19 protein-coding genes are annotated in these 22,118 nt (G+C 61.3%); 7 read left to right on the forward strand and 12 right to left on the reverse strand.

Features of this window, described 5'->3' with window-relative positions:
• Positions 1 to 15: 15 nt before the first annotated feature.
• Positions 16 to 1,812, reverse strand: a complete 1,797-nt coding sequence (gene atzF, locus H4I92_RS13120; RefSeq protein WP_077531017.1) for an allophanate hydrolase — start codon at positions 1,810 to 1,812, stop codon at positions 16 to 18.
• A 458-nt stretch (positions 1,813 to 2,270) separates the two neighbouring features.
• Between atzF and urtA the strand changes: the two genes are divergently transcribed.
• From urtA to urtE, 5 genes are read left to right on the forward strand one after another with little or no spacing between them, the layout of a single operon-like run.
• On the forward strand, positions 2,271 to 3,584 hold the full coding sequence (urtA, locus tag H4I92_RS13125; RefSeq protein ID WP_077531018.1) for an urea ABC transporter substrate-binding protein: 1,314 nt from the start codon (positions 2,271 to 2,273) through the stop codon (positions 3,582 to 3,584).
• A gap of 56 nt (positions 3,585 to 3,640) precedes the next feature.
• A complete protein-coding gene (gene urtB / locus H4I92_RS13130; protein ID WP_077531767.1) occupies positions 3,641 to 5,353 on the forward strand; it encodes an urea ABC transporter permease subunit UrtB in 1,713 nt (570 codons plus the stop codon).
• 11 nt (positions 5,354 to 5,364) lie between these two features.
• Complete coding sequence (gene urtC, locus H4I92_RS13135; protein WP_422821983.1) at positions 5,365 to 6,465, forward strand: urea ABC transporter permease subunit UrtC; 1,101 nt, start codon at positions 5,365 to 5,367, stop codon at positions 6,463 to 6,465.
• Positions 6,466 to 6,470: 5 nt separating this feature from the next.
• The gene (gene urtD / locus H4I92_RS13140) at positions 6,471 to 7,295 is read left to right on the forward strand and encodes an urea ABC transporter ATP-binding protein UrtD (RefSeq protein WP_218668288.1); all 825 of its coding nucleotides are present in this window, start codon (positions 6,471 to 6,473) and stop codon (positions 7,293 to 7,295) included.
• Position 7,296: 1 nt separating this feature from the next.
• Entirely contained in the window at positions 7,297 to 7,986 is a 690-nt protein-coding gene (urtE, locus tag H4I92_RS13145) for an urea ABC transporter ATP-binding subunit UrtE (RefSeq protein ID WP_077531020.1), read from the forward strand.
• Positions 7,987 to 8,004: 18 nt separating this feature from the next.
• Here the strand turns inward: urtE and H4I92_RS13150 are convergent, their stop codons facing one another.
• Positions 8,005 to 9,027 carry a zinc-dependent alcohol dehydrogenase family protein gene (locus tag H4I92_RS13150; protein ID WP_245800914.1) on the reverse strand — a complete coding sequence of 341 codons (1,023 nt, stop codon included), beginning with the start codon at positions 9,025 to 9,027 and terminating at the stop codon, positions 8,005 to 8,007.
• Positions 9,028 to 9,095: 68 nt separating this feature from the next.
• Entirely contained in the window at positions 9,096 to 9,398 is a 303-nt protein-coding gene (locus H4I92_RS13155; RefSeq protein ID WP_077531021.1) for a DUF6522 family protein, read from the reverse strand.
• Between the two features lie 400 nt (positions 9,399 to 9,798).
• Here H4I92_RS13155 and H4I92_RS13160 point away from each other — a divergent pair, with 400 nt between their 5' ends.
• On the forward strand, positions 9,799 to 11,538 hold the full coding sequence (locus H4I92_RS13160) for a GGDEF domain-containing protein (RefSeq protein WP_077531022.1): 1,740 nt from the start codon (positions 9,799 to 9,801) through the stop codon (positions 11,536 to 11,538).
• 23 nt (positions 11,539 to 11,561) lie between these two features.
• Here H4I92_RS13160 and H4I92_RS13165 read toward each other — a convergent pair whose 3' ends face one another.
• Positions 11,562 to 12,428, reverse strand: a complete 867-nt coding sequence (locus H4I92_RS13165) for a LysR substrate-binding domain-containing protein (RefSeq protein WP_077531023.1) — start codon at positions 12,426 to 12,428, stop codon at positions 11,562 to 11,564.
• 136 nt (positions 12,429 to 12,564) lie between these two features.
• Between H4I92_RS13165 and H4I92_RS13170 the strand changes: the two genes are divergently transcribed.
• Positions 12,565 to 13,425 carry a DMT family transporter gene (locus H4I92_RS13170; protein ID WP_179105709.1) on the forward strand — a complete coding sequence of 287 codons (861 nt, stop codon included), beginning with the start codon at positions 12,565 to 12,567 and terminating at the stop codon, positions 13,423 to 13,425.
• A 3-nt stretch (positions 13,426 to 13,428) separates the two neighbouring features.
• On the opposite strand, the gene H4I92_RS13175 is transcribed toward H4I92_RS13170, so the two are convergent.
• From H4I92_RS13175 to galU, 8 genes are all read right to left on the reverse strand, one after another.
• Positions 13,429 to 13,626, reverse strand: a complete 198-nt coding sequence (locus H4I92_RS13175) for a hypothetical protein (protein WP_077531025.1) — start codon at positions 13,624 to 13,626, stop codon at positions 13,429 to 13,431.
• The gene (locus H4I92_RS13180) at positions 13,623 to 14,771 is read right to left on the reverse strand and encodes a PepSY-associated TM helix domain-containing protein (RefSeq protein ID WP_077531026.1); all 1,149 of its coding nucleotides are present in this window, start codon (positions 14,769 to 14,771) and stop codon (positions 13,623 to 13,625) included. The genes H4I92_RS13175 and H4I92_RS13180 overlap by 4 nt, the downstream gene beginning before the upstream one ends.
• 15 nt (positions 14,772 to 14,786) lie before the next feature.
• Entirely contained in the window at positions 14,787 to 16,964 is a 2,178-nt protein-coding gene (locus tag H4I92_RS13185) for a TonB-dependent receptor (protein ID WP_077531027.1), read from the reverse strand.
• Between the two features lie 84 nt (positions 16,965 to 17,048).
• Positions 17,049 to 17,282, reverse strand: a complete 234-nt coding sequence (locus H4I92_RS13190) for a hypothetical protein (RefSeq protein WP_077531028.1) — start codon at positions 17,280 to 17,282, stop codon at positions 17,049 to 17,051.
• Between the two features lie 6 nt (positions 17,283 to 17,288).
• Positions 17,289 to 17,615, reverse strand: a complete 327-nt coding sequence (locus H4I92_RS13195; RefSeq protein WP_077531029.1) for a hypothetical protein — start codon at positions 17,613 to 17,615, stop codon at positions 17,289 to 17,291.
• Positions 17,615 to 20,104 carry an efflux RND transporter permease subunit gene (locus H4I92_RS13200; protein ID WP_218668217.1) on the reverse strand — a complete coding sequence of 830 codons (2,490 nt, stop codon included), beginning with the start codon at positions 20,102 to 20,104 and terminating at the stop codon, positions 17,615 to 17,617. The genes H4I92_RS13195 and H4I92_RS13200 overlap by 1 nt, the downstream gene beginning before the upstream one ends.
• A 4-nt stretch (positions 20,105 to 20,108) precedes the next feature.
• Positions 20,109 to 21,122: a hypothetical protein gene (locus H4I92_RS13205; protein ID WP_077531031.1), complete on the reverse strand. Its 1,014-nt coding sequence runs from the start codon at positions 21,120 to 21,122 to the stop codon at positions 20,109 to 20,111.
• A gap of 20 nt (positions 21,123 to 21,142) precedes the next feature.
• Positions 21,143 to 21,988 (reverse strand): UTP--glucose-1-phosphate uridylyltransferase GalU, encoded by an 846-nt coding sequence (gene galU, locus H4I92_RS13210; protein WP_077531770.1) that lies wholly within the window; start codon positions 21,986 to 21,988, stop codon positions 21,143 to 21,145.
• Positions 21,989 to 22,118 lie beyond the last annotated feature (130 nt).

The following is a 22,118-nucleotide window of genomic DNA, read 5'->3' on the forward strand; positions in this document are numbered from 1 at the left end:
GCGTTACTCCTTGTTTTATCCCTGTTGTTCCCGGAGGGACTGGATATAGGCGCGCCAGCCCCCCAGATGCGTGATGTCCGTGGCTCCCTCGAGCCCCGCTTCCTCACAGATGAAGCCCTTGGCCCAGGTGCCGTCCGCCAGTTCGACGGTGCCGATGCCCAGTGGGTGGGGAATCAGGTCGACGAAGGATCCGAAGTGCTCCGTGGGCATCGCCCAAACCTCGACGTCCAGGGCGCCGCCGGTGGGGTCCCGTCGCAGGCCGGGTTTGGGAGGAGTAGTGCCAGCGAGGGCGTACAGCCGGTAACAGGAGGCGGTTGTTGTGCTTTGCAGCAGCCTTGCACCGCGCTCGGTAAGCTGGCTGTTGAGTGGCATGCCGCTCAGGTGTGCACCCACCACGGTTACCTGGACCGTGCCGCGATCGGGTTCTGGTGGCGTTTCCGGTGGCCGTTCCCGTCCAGTAGCGCCGAGTGGCGTCGGAGCGTGGTTGAGCCAGTGTGCGCCCAGCTGCTGAAGATCCCGGTCACGCCAGGCACCACTAATCAGGGTGATGCCGAAAGGCAGGCCGTCCCCGCGGAACCCGGCCGGCAACGCCAGCGCGCAAAGGTCAGCCAGGTTGACGAAGTTGGTGTAGCGGCCAAGGCGGGCGTTCAGGTGGACAGGGTCGGCCTCCACCGCACTGATGGAAGGGGTAATGGGCGCGGTTGGCACCAGCAGGGCATCGATGTCCGCCAGCTCCTGGTCCAGGGCATGGCGTAGCTCGTGCTGTTGGTAGAGGCCGTTGAACGCATCGGTAGCTGTGAACCCCTCCGCCTGGCGGATGATGTCCCGGACCACCGGGTTCATGGCCGCAGCATTCGCCTCCATGAAGGTGCTGATGGCGGCGTGGCGCTCCGCGATCCAGGGACCTTCATACAGGAGTGCGGCCATGGCGTAGAGCGTTGTGAAGTCACGTTCCACCATTTCGAGGCCCAGGGACCGCCACTGGCTCAGGGCCTGCTCCCATGCTTCGCGCTGCTGGTCATCGCCGTACCATTCCGGATCCCGGGGAATGGCCAGGCGTTGGATCGGCCCCGGTGTCCTCAGTGCACAGTCAGGGTTTGATCCGGACTCAAGGCGTGAGCGGCCGAAGGGGTCGGTGCTTTCGCCCGATGCCAGTTGGTTCTGGATCAGGCCGGCGTCGGCCGTGGTCAGGGCGAACACCGAGACACAGTCCAGGCTCCGGCACGCCGGGATCACGCCGCGGGTGCTGACTGCTCCCCGGGTTGGCTTGAGGCCCACGATGTTGTTCAGTCCTGCCGGTACACGTCCGGACCCGGCAGTGTCCGTACCCAGGGCAAAGGGGACGGTGCCGCGGGCCACGACCGCGGCGGAGCCGGAACTCGACCCTCCCGCTATGACGGTGTCATCGAAGGTGTTGGGGACGGCGCCCCAGGGGGAGCGTGTGCCGACAAGCCCCGTGGCGAACTGGTCGAGGTTGGTCTTGCCGATCAGTACGGCGCCCGCCTCTTTCAATGCCTGGACCGCTTCCGCGTCGCACTCGGGCCGATAGCCGTATTCCGGGCAGGCCGCAGTGGTCTCGAATCCGAGCGCGTCAATGTTGTCCTTGATCGCAAACGGCACCCCATAGAGTGGTTGCTCAGGGGAAAGGGTCGCGATCTGGGCAGCGAGCTGTTCCTGGCTCGTCAGGCTGATCCAGGCGGGATCCCGGGGATCCTCCGCATCCAGCAGCGCTTCCAGAAGCGCCTGGGGTGACTGGCCGTCGCGGTACGCATTCTGCCAGTCCCTGATGGTCCATCCGGTTGTTGAAGCCATGATGAGTCTCTTGGTTGCAATCTTGTATACAAGAAGTCTTTAGCAACCGGTGTGCCATCCCTGTGAAACGCCATAAAACGCTTTAATAACAATAAGATAATAAAAATTTTCGGCGTTGCCCGGATTGTCTGCGGGCCGGACGCTGCCCTGATATGGGGAGCCCTGCGACAGAACGGTGCAGTGGTGGGGTGAAGGGGCTCTGGTGTCTGCGTGTGGCTATTAAATATCATTTAATACAGGGATTTGAGGACCATTTCTTTTTCTTTCTGAGATACAGGAAACTTCCAGTGCATGCCTGAGGATGGTGCACCGGACTCGCTACGTTCTGTCTTCAATTTTCTTGTATACAAGACAGGTTGCTGTAATTGAAGGACTTTAAGGCCGACTGGAATGGCGTCTGCATTGGGCCAGGTGCACAACGATGCGTAGGTTTTCAGCCGGACCACAAGGAGACTGCAATGAAAACGCGTGGATCAATCAGAAAGACCGGCCTGGCGTGCCTGGCCCTCGGCGGCCTGCTCGCCTCCGGTGTCGCCCAATCCGAGGATGACCCCATCAAGGTGGGCATCCTCCATTCCCTTTCCGGGACCATGGCGATCAGCGAGACCTCACTCAGGGATGTTGCCCTGATGACGATTGAAGACATCAACGAACAGGGAGGGCTTCTTGGCCGTGAGCTGGAACCGGTGGTCAAGGACCCGGCCTCGGACTGGCCCCGCTATGCCGAGCAGGCGCGTGAGCTGATCGAACGGGACGAGGTGGACGTGATTTTCGGGGCCTGGACCTCCGTCTCGCGTGAATCCGTTCTGCCCGTACTGGAAGAGCTCAACGGGCTGATGTTCTATCCGGTCCAGTACGAGGGCGAGGAGTCCTCACGGCATATCTTCTACACCGGCGCTGCCCCCAACCAGCAGACACTGCCGGCGGTGGACTATCTGATGAGTGAGCGCGGTGGCGGTGCCGAGCAGTTCTATCTGGTGGGTACGGATTACGTCTTTCCGCGCACCACCAACCGTATTGTGCGCGCTTATCTCAATGCCAATGGCATTGAAGACGACGCCATCCGCGAGGAGTACTTCCCCTTCGAGCACTCGGATTTCCAGAGCCTGGTCTCGGATATCAAGCGGTTCTCCCAGAGCGGCCAGACCGCTGTGATCAATACGATCAACGGTGATTCCAATGTCGCGTTCTATCAGGAACTCGCCAACCAGGGCGTTGACTCGGTGGATGTGCCGGTAATGGCAACCTCCGTGGGCGAGGAAGAGCTTCGGGGTATGGACGCGGGGCCGCTGGTAGGTCATCTCGCCGCCTGGAACTACTTCATGTCTGTGGATTCTCCCGAGAATGAAGCGTTCACCGAACGTTGGGCCGAATACGTGGAAGAGAACGATCTTTCCGGCGGCAGTGACCGGGTCACCAACGATCCCATGGAGGCCACCCATATCGGGATCCGCATGTGGGCCCAGGCCGTTCTGGAGGCCGGCACCAGCGACCCGGATGCAGTGCGCCAGGCGGTACCGGGGCAGTGCGTGGACGCGCCATCGGGCTATGAGATCTGCATGGATGAAGAGAACCATCACCTGCATAAGCCCGTGCTGATCGGTGAGATCCAGCCGGACGGCCAGTTCGCCACTGTCTGGGAAACCGACGGTCCGATCCGTGCCGAGCCCTGGAGCAAGCACCTGGAAGGCAGCGAGGACAAGAAGGCTGACTGGACCTACCCCTGGGTTTGCGGAGACTGCGAGGAACCCAGATACGACCTGGAACTCTGAAGGGAATGACGGATTGGCCCGGCCTCTGGCCGGGCCAGCTGGATCAGGAGTGTTCAATGCGTGGACTGAGTTGGAAGGGCGCAATCCTGTGGGGATTGCTGATGGTTCCAGCGGTTGTCGTCGCCAACACGGATGATATGTCCGCCGATGAAAGGGCGGAAAAGCTGGCCGAACAGCAGAAGAACCAGACTCAAACCCGTACGGAAGGGTTGTCCGGCGAGGCGGCATCCATCGTCGAGCGCCTGGCCACGGATGACTGGCAGGCGATCAATGATGTGGTGGAGGATCTGGAGGCGCTCGCGGCGCCCGAGACCCTGCCCGTACTGCAGGCGCTGAGTGATCGTCGCCTGTATTTCGATGAGCGGGGACGGGTCCTGATTGAGGATCCGGCTACCGGAGAGTATTCGGATGCCCTCACGGGGGAGACCGCAGAGGTGTCGCCAGAGAATCTCTCCCAACCCACCCTGACCAATGCCATACGCCGCGGCATACGCCCGTTGATCGGGCAGCTTCAGCTGTTTTCCGATGACGTGGCAACCCGGCGGGCGGGTGCGGAGGAGCTGGCCGACCGTCCCAGGCCGGAAATGCTTGGCCGACTGCAGGAGCTGCGTGCTGAGGAGTCCAATCCCGAGGTGCTGCGCCTGCTCAACATTGCCATTGCGCGTCTGCAGCTGGATGCCTCCGACCCTGAGGAACGGCTGGAAGCGGTTGAGGTGATCGCGGAGGTTCGCTCGGCCCGGATGAAATCCGAGCTCGAGACCTTGATGGAAACGGATGCCCAGGGCGATCCCGTTGAACCGGATGCGGCGGTCCGTGAGGCGGCCCGTGACGCCCTTGAGGTCATTGAGGCGCGCCAGCGTACGGCCCGCTTTCTCGGCGACCTGGTTTACGGGCTTTCCATGGGCAGCGTTCTGCTGTTGGCGGCTCTGGGTCTGGCGATCATCTTCGGCCTGATGCGCGTGATCAATATGGCGCACGGGGAACTGCTTATGATCGGCGCCTACACCACTTTCATGGTCCAGAACCTGTTTGCGGTCATGGCTCCCCAGTGGTTCAGCTTCTATCTTCTGGCGGCCATTCCCGCCGCCTTCGTGGTAACCGCGCTGGTGGGCATCCTGATGGAACGGGGCGTGATCCGCTTTCTCTACGCCCGCCCGCTGGAGACCCTGCTGGCAACCTGGGGCATCAGCCTGATCCTGATGCAGACAACACGGGTGATCTTTGGCGCCCAGAATGTGCGGGTAGCCAGTCCTGAGTGGTTCTCCGGCAGCGTGCAGCTCATGCAGGGGGTATCACTGTCCACCTCGCGTGTGGGGGTTATCGCTTTCGCCTTCTTTGTGGTCGCACTGGTCTGGTTCGTGATGAACCGGACACGGCTGGGGCTGGAGGTGCGCGCCGTGATGCAGAACCGGGAGATGGCCGCGGCACTGGGTGTCTCCGCCAACCGGGTGGACATGTGGACCTTCGGGGCCGGAGCGGGTGTTGCCGGCCTCGGGGGTGTGGCGCTTTCCCAGATCGTGAATGTGGGCCCTGAGCTCGGCCAGAACTACATCGTGGACAGTTTTATGGTGGTGGTGCTCGGCGGCGTTGGGAACATTCTCGGATCCGTTTTCTCAGCGCTGGGGCTCGGGGTCTTCTCCAAGTTCCTGGAGCCGGTGGCCGGCGCGGTTCTCGCCAAGATTCTGCTTTTCGTTGCCATCATCGTGTTCATTCAGTGGCGGCCCCAGGGCATCTTTGCCCTTAAGGGCCGGGCTGGCGACGACGACTGACAGAGGAAGTGATGTTGATGCGACAGCCTTTTGTAATGCGTCTTGCCCGGCTGCACTCCGGGTTCGGGTGGGCGGTTGTGCTGTTACTGGCCGCGTTCGCGCTGGTGGTGGTACCGCTGCTCAACCAGTTCCTGACGCCGGATTCCGCCCTGTACATACCCGACTGGCTGGTGACCCTGACCGGGCGCTTTCTATGCCTGGCACTGGTCGCCCTGGCGCTGGATTTGATCTGGGGGTATACCGGGATCCTGTCACTGGGGCACGGGGCTTTCTTTGCCCTCGGCGGTTACGTCATGGGCATGCACCTGACCCACAACCGCATGGAGGCGGGCACCATCCCCAACTTCATCCAGTTCCTCGGCCGGGATGACTGGCCCTGGTTCTGGGTGCCGTTCCAGTCCTTCTGGTTCACGGCGGTGATGGTTTTTCTGGTGCCGGGTGCACTGGCGCTGGTATTCGGGTTCTTCGCGTTCCGCTCCCGGGTGCGTGGCGTCTATTTCGCCATCATCACCCAGGCGCTGACCTTCGCCTCCATGCTGTTCTTCTACCGGACCGAGACCGGGTTCGGGGGCAATACAGGGCTGACGGATTTCCGCGAGCTGCTCGGCTTCTCGGTGCGGGAGGCCGATACCCGGCTGGTGCTGTTCATGCTGAGCGCTGTGGCCGTTCTGCTGTCCTACCTGCTGTGCCGCTACATCGTTACCTCCAAGCTGGGGCGGGTACTGGTCGCCATCCGTGATGCCGAGAGCCGGGTCCGGTTCACCGGCTACAACCCGCTGCGCTACAAGCTTTTTGTGTGGACGGTTTCCGCCATGCTCTGCGGGCTTGCCGGGGCGCTCTATGTGCCCCAGACCGGCGTCATCAACCCGGGAGAAATGGCTCCGGCCAACTCCATCGAGATGGCCGTCTGGGTCGCCCTGGGCGGGCGCGGGACCCTGGTGGGCGCACTGGTCGGCGCCGGTACGGTGAACGGGCTCAAGACCTGGATCACCGCAGCGTACCCGGATCTGTGGCTGTTTGTTCTGGGTGGCCTTTTCATCGCGGTAACCCTCTTTCTCCCCAAAGGAGTGATGGGGCTGCGTGAACAGATAACAGGGAGGTCGAAGCAATGAGCATGGTGGATACGCTCAGGGAGCTGGGCAAACGCGACGAGGTCTTTCCCTTCCTGCAGCAGGCCGCGCCCAGCCCGGCGCTGGATACCCGGCACGGCCCCATCCTGTACGTGGAGGGCGTGACCAAGTCCTTTGACGGCTTCAGGGCGCTCGATGACCTGACCCTTTACATAGATGACGGCGAACTCCGCTGCCTGATCGGGCCCAACGGGGCCGGCAAGACGACCCTGATGGATGTGCTCACCGGCAAGACCCGCCCGGACACGGGGCAGGCCTGGTTCGGCCAGCGGCTCAACCTGTTGGAGCTCCCCGAACACGTGATCGCCCAGTCCGGGATCGGCCGCAAGTTCCAGAAACCCACCGTCTTCGAACAACTGACCGTGTTCGAGAACCTGGAGCTGGCGATGCATGCCTCCAGGGGGCTGTGGACGAGCCTGCGCTGGCGTCTGGACGGCGAACAACAGGACCGTATCGATGAGGTGCTGGCACTGATCTCGCTCACGGAGCAGGCCTATGCCCCGGCGGGCGTTCTGTCCCACGGCCAGAAACAGTGGCTGGAGATCGGGTCGCTGCTGATGCAGAACCCGCGCCTTTTGCTGGTGGATGAGCCGGTGGCCGGGATGACCGGCCAGGAGACGGAGAAGACCGCGGAACTGCTGACGTCATTGGCGGGAAAGCATTCCGTGGTGGTGGTGGAGCACGATATGGACTTCGTACGCTCCATCGCGCGGACCGTGAGTGTGCTGCACCAGGGATCGGTGCTTGCCGAGGGCAGCATGGATGAGATCCAGTCCGATGCCCGCGTCCGTGAAGTCTATCTGGGGGAATGACATGCTTGAGATTACCGGTCTTAACCAGTACTACGGCGATTCACACACACTGAAGTCCGTTGATCTCCGGGTGGAGACGGGGTCCCGCACCTGTCTGATGGGGCGCAATGGCATGGGCAAGACAACCCTGCTCCGGTGCATCATGGGGCTCCTCCCGGTAGCTTCCGGAAGCATCCGCCTGCAGGGGCGGGAACTCAACGGTCTCCGTGCGCAGCAGCGGGCGCGCCTTGGCGTCGGCTATGTGCCCCAGGGGCGTGACATCTTTCCGCAGTTGACCGTTGAGGAGAATCTCAGGGTGCCGCTGGCGGGCAAGCGTTCCAAGGGCATTCCTGAGCGGGTCTACCGGCTGTTTCCCGTGCTTCGGGATATGGGGCGCCGCCGGGGCGGGGATCTCTCGGGCGGCCAGCAACAGCAGCTGGCGATTGCCCGGGCCCTGGTGCTCGAACCCGAAATCCTGCTGCTGGATGAGCCCACCGAGGGTATACAGCCCAATATCGTGCGTGAAATCAGCGATGTGATCCGCCGCATCAACGAGGAAGAAGGCATGACGGTGCTGCTGGTCGAGCAGAAACTGGCGTTCGCCCGCAGCACCGCAGACTGCTTTTCCATCATGAACAACGGCCAGAGTGTTGCAAGTGGTCCCATGGATGAACTCGGGGACGAGCTTGTGTCACAACACCTGACTGTATAGGTATGGCCGCTGAGCCTCCTATGGGGTCAGTGCCGCCGCACCGGCGAACCGTCCCTCCCTCAGGTCCTCGAGGGCCTTGTTGGCTTCGCTGAGCGGGTAGGCGTGCACTTCGGTTCGCACGGGGACTCTGGGTGCGACCTCGAGGAAGGCACGGCCATCCTCGCGGGTGAGGTTGGCGGTTGATTTCAGGCTGCGTTCTTCCCACAGCAGGCCATAGGGAAATGAGGGAATATCACTCATGTGAATGCCGCCGCTGACCACGCTGGCGCCACGATCCACGTGCTTCAGGGCACTGACCATCAGCTCACCCACCGGGGCAAAGACAAGTGCGGCGTCCAGAACGTCCGGTGGATCCTCCGTGCTCGCGCCCGCCCAGACGGCACCCAGGTCCCGCGCCAGCTTCTGCGCCTGCTCATCGCCGGGTCGGGTGAATGCGTATACGGACTGGCCGTACCAGCAGGCGATCTGGCACAGAATATGGGCAGCGGCGCCAAAGCCATAGATACCGAGCCGCTGGATGGTCTCGCCGCCTGCAAGGCGCCATGTGCGGAAGCCGATCAAACCGGCACAGAGCAGGGGCGCAATATCCAGCGCTTCGGCTTCCGGCGGCAGGGGGTAGCAGTAGGGTGCGTAGGCAAGGGCGTATTCGGCATAGCCGCCGTCCAGGGTGTAGCCGGTGAACCGGGCCTGTTCGCAGAGGTTCTCCTGGCCACGGTGGCAGTAACGGCAGGTGCCGTCGGTGTGGCCGAGCCAGGGGATGCCCACCCGGTCTCCGACCCGGAGATCGGTAACGCCATTACCGGTAGCAACCACCTTTCCCACAATCTGGTGCCCGGGGATCAGTGGTAGTGAAGGCTCCGTGAGTTCGCCATCAAGGATGTGCAGGTCCGTCCGGCAGACGCCACAGGCCTCAACTCTGACAAGGACCTGATCCGGTTGGCTGATCTCTGGAATGGGCAGCTGACGGTGCTGCAGTGGCTGGCCCGGCTGCTCCAACACCATGGCGTTCATTGTCTGCGGGAGCTGATTATGCTGATCCATGATGTTGCCTCATTCAGGATGCGCCATATCCATATTTAAAGAATGCGCGGCGCTCGGTCAATCACCGCTCAGTCGTCCAGAAGCTGCATCAGAGAGGGTTTCACGGGGCGCTGGGAGTCGGGAGGGGGTGTGGTCGGCGTCAGGCGGCCGTCCGCCTCCAGGATCATGCAGGCCTGTCGTTCACCGTAACGCGCGGTCAGCCGCATCCGGCCCGCGTCCTCTCCCTCGCCCTTCTCCACAAGCGTTCGCACTGCACCGGACTCAATGCCGTGCGTCAGTGTCTCCAGATCGATATTCAGCCATTGCGCAAGCGTGGCCGCGTCAATGACCGCATCGCCGTTATCGATGCTGATGGAAGCGCTTTCGTTCATATCGGGGTCCTGTTCACGCCGATGTTGGTTTGTGATTCCAATTCAATAGCGCCATTGGAACACAGCTTCGTGTACCCAGGAAGATTCGGGGTGGAGGTTTCGTAAAGCGTCTGATAGCGGATTGAAATGTAAAATCCTGTCCGTCTTTGTCTATCTGCAACAGAGCCGTCATACAGCTTGACTAGTCTCGGTGCCCGGTCAGCCGCTTTTGAGGAGTCCCCGTGCTGGGAACCGTAAGAGATCGGATCCTTCTGGTCGCGTTTCTTTCACTGTTTGCCCTGTCCGCTCTGGCGGTTCTCTCCTGGCTCGTCATAACCCGGGCGGAGACCGCTTCCGAGCAATTGGTGAGGAGCAACCTGATTGAATCCTGGCTACCAGTCAGGCCGTTATGGAGTAGGTTATGGGCTTTGAGCAGCTTGAACAGGAGCTGGAGAATCTGTTGGTACAGGGTGACATCCAGACACTGTTCCAGCCGATCGTGGATGCCAGGGAGGCTCTGGTGGAAGGCTATGAGGCCCTGAGTCGAGGGCCTTCGGACAGCCCTCTGCATCCCGCCTCGGTTCTGTTTGAAACGGCGGAACGCTGTGGCCGGACACTGGAGCTGGAAAACCTCTGTCTGCGCACCACTCGCGCGAGTTGGACCTCGACACGCAGGACCCAGAAACTGTTCGTCAACGTCAGCCCTGACAATCTTCTGCCTGGCGCCTACGAGTACCAGCTTCTGGAAGCATTGCTGGAAGGCGGTGCCATTGCGCCAGGACAGGTCGTGGTTGAGCTCTCCGAGCGCTATCCCGCACTCGACATGGAAGAACTCAAACGCTCCGTGACCTGGCTGAAGCAGTCCGGTTTCCAGGTGGCGATTGATGATCTGGGTGCCGGCTATTCCGGGCTCAAACTCTGGTCCGAGGTTGAGCCTGACTACGTGAAGATCGATCGGCATTTTGTGCGTGATATCCATGAGGATCTGGTCAAGCGTGAGTTCGTGCGCTCGGTGATGCAGCTTTCCTCAAGGCTTGATTGCCGTGTTGTCGCGGAGGGCGTTGAGCGCAATGCCGAACTGGAATTGCTGCGTGATCTCGGGGTGCGCTATATACAAGGGTTTCTTTTCGGGCGTCCGCGCAGTGTGGCCAATGCGAATCTGGAACCACTTAAGGCGGTCAGCCGGATGCCTGAAAACGGCACCGTGAGTGCAGCGAGTCTGGTCCATCATCCGCCCACGCTGCATGGTGATAATACACTGGAGGAAGCCTGGACGATGCTGCAGGCCCAGGCGGGTGTCTTCGCCCTGCCGGTGTTGGACGACGATGGCCGGGCGCTTGGATTGATCCATAAATGGCAAATTCTGGAGGCGTTCGGGTCAACGTTCGGCCGGTCGCTGAACGAGAAGAAACCCGTTAAGCAGATGATGAATTCTGATGCGCTGCTCTTTGAGCACGACCAGCCACTGGAGGAGCTGAGCCGGCGTCTGACCGAGGATGAGGATGACTACCTGCGCCAGCATTTCCTGGTAACGCGCGACGGGTTCTACGAGGGTATGGGAGCAACGCGGGCATTGCTCAAGCGCATGACGGAACAGCGTATCGAGAAAGCCCGTTACGCCAATCCGCTAACCCTGCTGCCTGGCAATGTGCCGATCCACGAGGAGATCGAGTGCCGCCTGGCGGGAGGTACCCCGTTTCTGATGATCTACTTTGATATCAACGCCTTCAAACCCCTCAATGATCATCTGGGCTTCAGAACAGGCGACCGCCTGATCGTCCTTCTTGGAAGACTTCTGCAGCAGTATTTCGGTAAGGAAGGGGATATGGTTGGCCATCTCGGCGGGGATGATTTCATCGTATTCTGTGACGATATCGATCATACGGTCTGCAGCAGTACGACCGTGATCGAAACCTTCAATGCTGAGAGCCGTTCTGTATACCGGGGGGAAGACAGGTCCAGAGGCTTCATCAGGGCAGAGGACAGGGGGGGACGTGTCTGTGACTGGCCACTGGCAACGCTGGCGGCCGGTGTTATCCGTGTGTCTCCCGAGTCAGTGATGGATACGGAAGAGGTTGTCCATAGAGCCGCGGAGGCCAAAAAGGCCTCGAAGCCCGTTGAATGGTGTGATGCCGCCCCTGAGATGTGCCAGGCGAGTTGATGAAATGGCGCTCTTTGGGGTTGCTACTGCTTCTCTGAGCCCACGTGCTGACGTATCAACTCCGCCAGCTGCCTGGCCGGTTCTGACGGGCGCCCAGGGGCGCGGTGCAGTGCAATTTCCACGGAGGGAAGCGCCGGGAGGCCGCTTTTCTCGTCCAGGGCTCTGAGCTGTGGATTGAGCATGTCGCGGGTGATCAGAACCACCGCCAGCCCTGCCACGACTACGGGCATCAACCCCGTCATGGACTGGCTCGAATAGGCCAGCCGCCAGTGCCGGCCGGCGGCCCCAAGTGCGTGCTCGGCAACTTCCCTGAAAACATCCGCGCCCGGGCTGTACAGCGCCAGTGGCAGAGGGTCCACCAGGGACGGCTGCTGGTGCGCGCCCACTGCCCACACCAGTGGATCCCGACGGATCATTTCGCCGCCCGGTGAGTGAGTCTGGCGGGTGACAACGGCAAGGTCCAGCTCGGAGGCTTGTACCTGCTGGACCAGATCCGTACTGGCACCACAGATGACCTTCAGCTGCATGGCGGGGTACATCTGATGGAAATAGGCCAGGGCGGGCGTGAGTAGAAAGGCATAGTCTTCGGGAATGCCGAGGGTCAGGCTGCCGGCGACCTGGCGCGCCTTCATGTCGTTCAGCGCTTCATTGTTCAGGGTCAGGAGTCGGCGGGCATGGCCCAGGAGCCGCTCGCCCTCGGGCGTGAACCGGATCCCCCGACCCTCCTTTTCATGCAGCGTTACACCGAGCATGGCCTCCAGGCGGTGGAGCTGCATGCTCACTGTTGACTGGGTATAGCTGAGCCGTTCGGCCGCGGCTGTCACAGTACCGGTGTCGGCCACGGCCAGGAACGTCTGGAGCAGGTTGAGATCAAGTACGGGCGTTCGCATATATCACAAACTGTGATGGGATCATTCAATTAAAATCGATTTTGTGATCATTATGTTGGTTATAGACTGCACCTGTCATTGAGAGGGGTTTAAAAGACAAAGGAGGTAGCCCGTGCAGGTATTGAGCAGTCAGAGAATGCCGTTGCCCGTAGGCCCGCTTGCGGGCCTTTTTGCCGTTGTGCTCTGGGCGTCAGCGCCACTGCTGGTTGACTTGGCGACGGCCATTCCGCCATTGCGGCTTACGACTATCGCGCTTCTGTCCGGTTCGCTGGCCGCAATGCCTCTCAGTCTGAGAAAGAACCGTGATGCGGAGATCCCGCCAGGGTCTGAGGTGCTCATATATGGGGTGATTCCCCTGCTGGTGCTGGGTGCCGTGGGCTCCTATCTGGTCGGGCTGGGAATGGCGCCGACGGCGGAAGGCGCGTTGATCACCTACACCTGGCCGGTGATGTTCGTGCTCATCAGCCAGTGGTTCACTCATGGCCGGCTGGCGGGACCTGTGGTCGGGGGCGCCGCCATTGCTTTTGGCGGCGCCGCACTGCTGCTGGCTCCGGATGCCCTGAGTGGTGGGCTGTCGGGCAATATGGCCGGGTATGCATTCGCATTCACCGCTGGTTGCTGTTGGGCCCTGTACTCCTGGTTGTGTCAAAGAACACCCGTGACGCTCACTCCTTTCATGCCCACGATCTTTCTGATCGCGGCCATGGTGGCTGCCGCGATAGGGGTCGTGCTCGAACCCGAAGCGGGTTCTCTGCCCTACAGCGGTATTGCCGCGGGCGCGGCCCTGGGCCTGGGGCCCTATGGCATCGCCATGGTTGCCTGGGATGTCGCCATCCGCAACGGCCCTATAGGGTTGGTCGGTAGTTTGGCTTATGGCGTCCCGGTGCTGGCCGCGTTTTTCCTGGTGGTAGCCGGCTTTACAACGCCGAGCTGGGAACTGCCTGTTGCGGCGCTGCTGGTGGTGTTGGGCTCGGTTGTTGCGCGTAAGGGCAGCTGAGGCTCAGTGGGTTCGGTAGCGCAGTGCAAAGACGGCGGCGAGTACCGGAACGCCTACCCCTGCCCAGGCCATCAGGTTCCAGACACCTTCCCCCATCAGCGCTGACGCCAGCCCGATGAGGCTGGCCAGCGCGATCCAGGTGGGCGCCGCGAAGATCGTCCAGAGGGATCGGCGGTTGCGGTTTGCGCCTGCCGGGCTCATGGCGTTGCGGTAACTGAGGGTGAATTCGCTTCCTGTGACGCTCGGACCTCACTCGTCACTGGGCGCCGCCTGGAGGCCCAGAGGTAGAGCCCGCTGCCAAGCACCACGATGGTCAGCACGTCGAGGACGGCCCACAGGATCTTCAGCGGCAGCCCGCCGTAATCACCGAAATGCAGGGGGCCGGACAGGGCCAGGGTCTTCACGTACCAGGGCATTTCCCGCATGGCGGTGAACTCACCTGTGCGGGCACTGATCAGCGCCGGCGTGATCAGGTGCTGGGTCAGGGAGGTGTTGCCGTGCAGAAAGACCGCGTAATGGAAGTCCGTGGACCACATGCCGCCCGGGAAGGCCACGAACTGCAGCGTTTTATCCGGCGCGGCCTTAACGGCCTCGTTTACTGCTGAGTCCAGAGAGGCCATCTCCCCCGGGTCCGGCACGCTCTGGTCGTCGTAGCCCTGCGCCAGGTCCGCAAGCGACTGCTCCCGCCAGGTATCCAGTATCGGCGTTGACAGGGTATTGACCACCCCGGTCAGGGTCACGACGGCCAGCCAGGCGATAGTGATCACCCCCAGCAGATTATGGTAGTCCAGCCATTTGATGCGGCGCGTTTTGCTCTTTCGGACGGTGCCGAAATCCAGTTTCCGCATGAACGGCGCATAGAGCACGACGCCTGAAACGATGGCCAGGAACAGCAGGACGCCCATCGCACCCAGGAAGAGCATGCCGGGCAGTCCCAGGAACATGTCGGTATGCAGTTGCAGGATGAAATCCATGACGCCGTTTTCGTGAGCCGGGACGGTTTCGCCGCTGGTCCGGTCATAGGAGGCGAAGTGCATATCCCCGGCGGCTGCATCGGGGCTGGGCCCAGTAGTGACGTTGACCACTGGCCGCTCCTTGTCGAAGCTCATGAACAGCGGGGTGCCGCCCGGTTGGCTCTCCAGCGCGATCGACAGGATCCGGTCAAGTGGCAGCAACTCGCCATTGGGGTTCGCCGGCTGCCACTGCTGGGTATCCAGCGCCTCGTCGATCTCGTCGTGAAAGATCAACGGCAGCCCGGTGATGCAGAGCATCAGGATGAAGGCGGTGCAGATCAGGCTGGTCCATTTGTGGATGCCTGACCAGACGCGGATGGTCCGTTGCTGCATTGGCGGCAGGGTCTCCTAGAAATCGACCGTGGCTGATAGTTTGAAGGTCCGGGGAGCGCCCACCGTGAGGTAGCTTTCGCCGGGATACCCGCCTGCGGAGGCCCAATAATCGCTATCTGCAACATTCTCCACCCGGGCCCGCAGTGTGAGCAAGCGATTATCTCCCATGGGCACCAGGTAGCGGGCGCCGATGTCGAGGCGGGTCCAGGAGGGCACCTTCTGCTGGTTGGCCGAGTCCGCGTATTGCGAGCTGGTATAGATGACGCGGCTGTCCAGTGCCAGATCGGGCAGAGTGGGGACGTCGTATTTCAGGTTGAGATTGGCCTGAGTATCCGGAGAGCCTATGGCTTCGTTGCCATTCACGTCTGAGTCCAGAAAACTGACGCCGCCGAGTACCGTCAGATGGTCTGTGGCCTTGCCATAAGCGTTCAACTCGAGCCCGCGGTTACGCTGGTAATCCGAAACGCGGAAGACGTTGTTACTGTCGACTTCGGCGCTGGGTTTACGACTGTAGTAGAACGAGGCACTGCCGCCGAGATTACCGCTATCGTATTTGACCCCGAACTCGCTTTGTTCCGTGGTATAGGGGTCCAGTGCTTCGCCACCGTTAGTGACGGATTCTTCGTTCACTTCATTGGGGGCAGTCTCGCCCTGCTGGAGTCCTTCAATGTAGTTTGCATAGGCTGACAGTGCTGGAGTATAGCGATAGACGACACCGATTGTGGGAGTAACAGCGCTTTCATCGTATTTCGCTGTTCTAGTACCGGTATTGTAGTCAAAGCTGGCATCCTCGATACGTTGATGCCGCACTCCCAATGTCAGCAACAGCCGTTCATCCAGCATTGACAGCTGGTCAGCCAGGGCGACGCTGGTGAGGTCTGTCTTGCCAGTCAGACCCGGGTTATCAAGTTCGCCACCGGTAAAGCCATCTGTGGCGGGTATTGGTTCAGCTTGTGGGTCGTAGATATTACCCGTAATGCTACCGAACTGAGACCATGCATAGGCGTTTCGGGATTCACTGCGATAGATTGACCCGCTCAGTGTCAGTTCGTGAGCAACAGCCCCAGTCTCGACTGATCCGCGAAGGCCAGCTGTCCCCGTTTGAATATCCTCTTCCCGGGTGTTCGAGGCGCGATAGGTTGTGAAATCGCCTTGTGTATTGCTGACGGTGGGGTTGGCGAAGGTTGCTTCCTCCTCGCCACGGCGCATGCCAAAAGCCAGCCATCCGGTTACGTTCTCGCTGAAGTCGTACTCACCACGGGCGGTGCCGAACATATCCTCGGAGTCCGAGAACGTCCACGGCTGGGCGACGCTCTCAGAAGCATCCGGTGTGTCTGGAATTGCTACCCCTTCAGTAATGGTGATGTTCGGCTGACTGGCATCCATCAGGTGGTCTTGATAGCCAAAGTCTGCAGACAGGCGAAGGTCTTTTCCCCGATAATCGAGCCCGATGTGGCCCATCGACAGTTCGCGGGACTCCCCGTCAACGGCCGTGTCCCCGTCGCGGCGGGCGGCGTTGACCCGTACACCGTAGCGTCCGTCCTCGGAACGGCGGGCAACATCCGCGGCTGCGTAAGCCTGGCCGCCGCTCTGGATGCCCGTCGTGACCTGGGTGAGGGGATGGTTCGGGGCGCGCTTGGGCACCACGTTCACCGCGCCGCCAAGACCACTGCCACCGGGAGCCGCCCCCTTCAGGAAGGTGTTGGCCCCCCGGAAGACCTGCACCCTCTGGATGAACTCCGATGCCAGGTACTGCCGTGGCAGGAGTCCGTAGAGGCCGTTGTAGGTCATGTCATCGGAATACACCGGAAGGCCGCGTACCAGGTAGACCTGCTGGAAGTTCCCGAAGCCCCGGGCCACGCGTACTGCCGGATCGTTGAGCAGGACATCGCCAACACTGGCTGCCTGCTGGTCCTCGATGAGGAGTTCGGTGTAGTTGGTGAAATTATAGGGCGTCTCCATGACATCCTGATTTCCCAGCAGCCCGACCCGGCCGCCCTCGGCAACCTGGCCTCCGGCAAAAGCAGGGCTCAGGCCTTCCTCAGAGGCATCCGCGCTGGACTGCACTTCCAGTGTGGGGGCTGAAAACGTTGTTTGTGAGTCTTCCTCTTCCTGCTGTGCCTGGGCAGCGAGTGGGGAGAGCGAGACAATCAATACGAAAGTGAGCGAATACGGACCGCGAGGAATTGCCATGGAGTCACCCCAGTTAAGGCTTGGTAATGGGGCGGAACCCTAAACTAAGTAATAAATATTCGCAAATGAAAGGATATGTGTTTGTCAGCGTTTGCCGATGAACCGCTCAAGAATCCGCTTGGGAAGCGTTTCAAACGCCGGCACGACGGGTTCCTCGTAATTACTGTGGATCACCCGGCCATGCTTGGGTCGGCGTTCATGGGCGGCGTACTGTTCCAGGCGCTGGACCAGTTTTTCCTGGCGATGGAGCTCCCAGGCTACTGCCCCGGTCAGTGCCAGCAGGACCGCCCCGAGGACAAGGTTCAGGATCGTCATCATGAGCTGTCACCGGTATTCAACGCTGATCTCGGATTCGATACCCCGCTCGGAGAGCGCCTCGTCGAGCTCTGCGGTCAGCTGGCGGAACACAATCCGGCGCACCGTTTCGGGCATGTAGTCGCCAACCAGACGAGCGCCGGCGGATTCGCGGCGGGCCACGTCAATCGGGTTCAGCACCCGTACCGTCATCAGCATCTCAGGCAGCGGTACCTCCGGGTCCGCCACGCGCGCCAACGCGTGCTGTACCCGCTGGCGCTGTTCGCGCAGACGGTAGAGAACCCATCCGCTCAGGCTGATCAGGATCAACAGCGCAATGGTGATCAGGATGGCCATCAGACCCTCTCCCTGACGGCTGCCTGGTCCGGCCCGAAGGGTTTGGCCATCAGGAGCAGTCTCGGCAGCAGCGTCAATGCGCCGAGCAGGGCGATCGCCATGGCCAGGCCAGTGAAGAGCCCGAAGTAGATGGTCGGGATGAAGTTCGACAGGGCCAGGATCGAGAAGCCGACAATGATGGTCAGCGAGGTGTAGAGCATGGCGCGGCCTATGGTCTGGTGGCTGCGGTGCATGGCGGCCTGGTAGTCGCCATCACGCTGGATCTCCTCGCGGAAGCGGTAGATGTAGTGAATGGTGTCGTCCACGGCAATACCCACCGTTATTGCGGCGACCGTAATGGTCATCATGTCCAGCGGAATGCCCATCAGCCCCATGATGCCGAGCACCGTGCCCGCGGCCAGCAGGTTAGGCACAATCGCCACCACCGCCACACGCAGTGACCGGAACAGGACCAGGAACATGGCCATGATGGCCAGGAACACCGCGCCCAGAGTCTTGATCTGGGAGCTGAAAAGGCTCTGCAGCATATTATTGTAAAGGACCGCCATGCCGGTGAGATTGACCTGTTCGTCCTCGAGGCCAACCTCGTCAGTCAGGTGTGAACGGATGCGATCAAACAGGGCATCCCGGTCCAGCTCTGGCGACGATTCGATCAGTCGGATGCTGAAGCGGGCCTCGCCGGTTTCCTCATTGACGTAGGGATCCAGCAACAGTCCCTGCAGGTCCTCCGGGAAGGCGCGCCCCATCAGCCCGAGCTGGAGCGGGTTGAGCTCGCCCTGGTTGACGCGTTCCGCCAGCCGGATGGTGGTGGCCAGGGAGATGACCTTGCCCGTCTGGGGCTGTTCGTCCAGGAAATCATGAATGGTCTTGACCAGGTCCGCACCATCGGTGCTGAAGAAGCTGTCGATCTGCTCCTGGGGCTCGCAGTCAGGATCCACGAAGGGGTCGCAGTCCTCGGTGGGGGTGCCGTCATTCTGCTCAAGGCTGATCACTACATCCAATGGTGTAGTGCCGCCGAGTTTCTGGTCGATCACGACCATTCCCTGGTGGATTTCAGTATCGGACTTGAAGTAGTCAATAAAACGGTTTTCCACCGAAAGCCAGGAAACACCCACGGCACAGACCACGGCCAGCGCGGCACTGACGGTGAGGATGGTGCCGCGGTAGTTGTCCGTTATGCGGGCCAGATACTCCGTGATCGGTGTGCGATGGAGGGCTCCTCCGGGCTGGGCCGCGCGCGGCAGCAGCATGAGCACCGCTGGCAGGACCAGGAAGACTACGGCATAGCCGATCAGTATGCCGACGGTCATCATCAGCCCGAAGTCGATCACCGGCCGGATGGAGCTGAAGATCAGGGACCCGAAGGCGACCACCGTGGTGATCACCATGTAGAAGCAGGGCCGGCCCATGGCGCTGACGGTTTCGGACACCAGCTGGTGGCGGTTGGCATCGGGCTGCAGTTGCTGGTATTCACGATGGCGCACGATCAGGTGGATCGTCAGCGACATGGTGATGATCAGCAGCAGCGAGACGAAATTCGAGGAGATGACGGTTACCGGCCAGTGCGTCCAGCCCAGGTAGCCCAGGGTGAGCCAGACAGTCAGCGCACAGCAAAGCAGTGGCAGGAGGATCCAGCGCGGCTGGCGGAAGATGATACCCAGCATCAGGACGATGAACGCCAGAACGCCGAGACCAAAGGTCACCAGGTCGCTTTCCACAAACGCCATCATGTCGGCCACGATCATGGGCACGCCACCCAGGTGGATGCGGGCCTGATCCCCGTAATTCTCGAGCACCCCGCGCACATCCCGGATGATCCGGTCCTGCTGATTGTTTAGTTCTTCCTTGCGCTGGCGGTAATCGGCCAGCACGTCTGAAAGTTCGCTTTCCTCGGCTTCAGAGAGTCCTTCGCCGCGTTCCTTCTGCTGGAGCTTGTCGCGCCGGTCGCGCAGCTCGTAATAGCGTTCATCCGTGGGCAGCAGAAGCTGGATGGCAGTGGTGGTGCCGTCCTCGCTGACCAGCATGTTCTGGTACAGCGGATTCTCCATCAGTGCCTTGCGAGCGGTGTTCAGCGGCACATCATCCCCATCCAGGGTCTTCATGTGCTCGCTCACCGTCATGAGGGTCATGTCCGGGCTGTGCAGCAGGGGCACATTGAGGATGCTGTTGCTCTCATCGAGACCCTTAACGTCCATCAGGTCGTCGCGCAGTTTCTCCAGCTGGTTGATGGCCTCGTCACTGAACAGCTCCCCTTCCGGCTGGTAGCTGACCACCAGAAAGTCATCGGTGGTTTCGAAGCGCCGGTAGGTCTGCTGGTAATACTCGAAGGACTCATCGCCTTCCATGACCAGGGTGTCCGGTGAGGCATCCAGACGGAACTGGTCCAGGCGCAGCCCGGCTATAACAGCGGCGACGAGCACCAGGAGCAGGGTAAGCACCGGATGGGACAGAACGGTTCGATCGTAAAGATGGAAAAGGCGGTTACCCAAGGCACTACCTCTCTGATGGGTTGAACGTGAGGCCCGTGAAGCGTTGCTGCTCATCCAGGGCCAGATGGATATCGGATGCGGGCGGCGATTCAAGCAGCCGCCGGGTGATGCGTTCGTAATGCGCCATAAACGTGGCGAAGGCATCGCCTTCGTCCAGGTGGGCGCGGTAGCTGTCGCTGCGGTTGCGGATCAGCTTCGCCTCCTGGAGCAGCCGCCAGCGCTTTACGGCGTCCCAGGAAGGGGGCTGCAGGAACAGTGACCGGTCGAAGCGCCGGAAAAGGTCCTGGTAGCGGCCGGCCAGCTGTTCGTTCACATAACGCCGCCAGAGTCCATCTGGATCCTGTTCAGCCTCCAGGCTGTTGACCGGTTCGTCCAGTTCACGCTCATCCACGGCCCGGGCACCCAGGCACCAGCCTTCCAGAAGAATAACGCCGGGACGCCCCTGGAAGGTATGCCACTCGGACTCGGGCAGTCGGTCATCCGCGCTTTTATCGAAGCGGGGCAGGGGCGTGCGGGTATCAGGGCTGGCATCGCGCAGCTCATCCACGCACCCCAGCAGTGCCTCAATGTCATGGGTGCCGGGAACACCCCGGGTCGCCAGCAGCGGGTGGACGGAGTCCGCCAGTTCACGGCGTGAATGCCGGCTCAGGTAGAAATCGTCCAGGCTGAGCACACAGGTGGAGACGGCAAAGCAGTGGTGCAGAACCAGTCTCAGTGCCCGGGCCAGGGTGGTCTTACCGCTGCCCTGGCTGCCGCCAATGGCCATGACCAGCGGGCGGCCGACCCGGTTCTGGTTGCTGAGCAGCCACGCGGCCATGGGAATGACCAGGCGCGGAAAGACGCTCATCCACCCCTGGGGCAGCTGTTCATCGGCAATGAAACGCTGCAGCGCCAGCACTGCGTGTTGGCGGGCCTCGGTGATGCTCTGGGCCGGGAGAGGGCACTCGTCGGGCCAGCTGGCCTCCGGAAGGATGACCGTCCCTGGCCTGTGTTCTCCGCCTGCCTTGTAGTCCGCCATGCGCCAGCCCGTGTTTCCGTTCAGAGGTTGCGTTCGCCGCGGCGATAGACGTTCTCGTAGACATGGTTGGTCGCCTCGACAAAACCGTCAATGCTGCCACAGTCAAACCGCCGACCCCGGAACTGGTAGGCAAGAACACAGCCGTTCCTGGCCTGTTCCAGCAGGGCGTCCGTGATCTGGATCTCGCCACCCTTGCCGGCCTCGGTCCGCTCCAGGATATCGAAGATGTCCGGAGTCAGGATGTAGCGCCCGATGATGGCCAGGTTGGAGGGGGCCTGATCCTTCGGGGGCTTCTCGACCATGTCGGTAATCCGGTAAAGGCCATCCTTCATGGTCTCACCCTCGATGATCCCGTACTTGTGGGTCTCGTCCTTCGGCACTTCCTCGATGGCCACAATACTGCACCGGAACTGGTTGTAGAGCTTGACCATCTGGGCCATCACGCCGTCGTCATTATCGCCGGCGACACAGAAATCATCCGCCAGGATCACGGCAAAGGCATTATCACCAATGAGGTTACGGCCAGTGAGAATGGCGTGGCCGAGCCCTTTCATTTCATTCTGCCGGGTGAAGGCGAAGCGGTGGTTCTCGATCAGATTGCGGATGCCCTTGAGGTTGTCCTCCTTGCCGGTGCCTGCGATCTGGTGCTCCAGCTCATAGCTGATGTCGAAATGATCCTCTATGGCGCGTTTGCCACGGCCCGTGACGAAGCCGATGTCATGGATGCCCGCCTCCGAGGCCTCCTCCACCGCGTACTGCACCAGCGGCTTGTTGACGATGGGCAGGATCTCCTTGGGCATGGCCTTGGTGGCCGGCAGAAAACGGGTCCCGTAACCGGCGACCGGGAAAAGGCATTTGCTGATCATGACTGGCATTACCTGTTGTGTGTTCGCTGATGCACGGATGATTCCAGAAGCCACCAGTGTAAACAATCCATTGCCTAAAAAAGAGGGTGCACACAGCGGTTCCGTGATTTGCGCTGCCGGCGGGGATTGC

The organism is Vreelandella halophila, from assembly GCF_019903425.1.
GTDB classification, from domain to species: Bacteria; Pseudomonadota; Gammaproteobacteria; order Pseudomonadales; family Oleiphilaceae; genus Halospina; species Halospina halophila.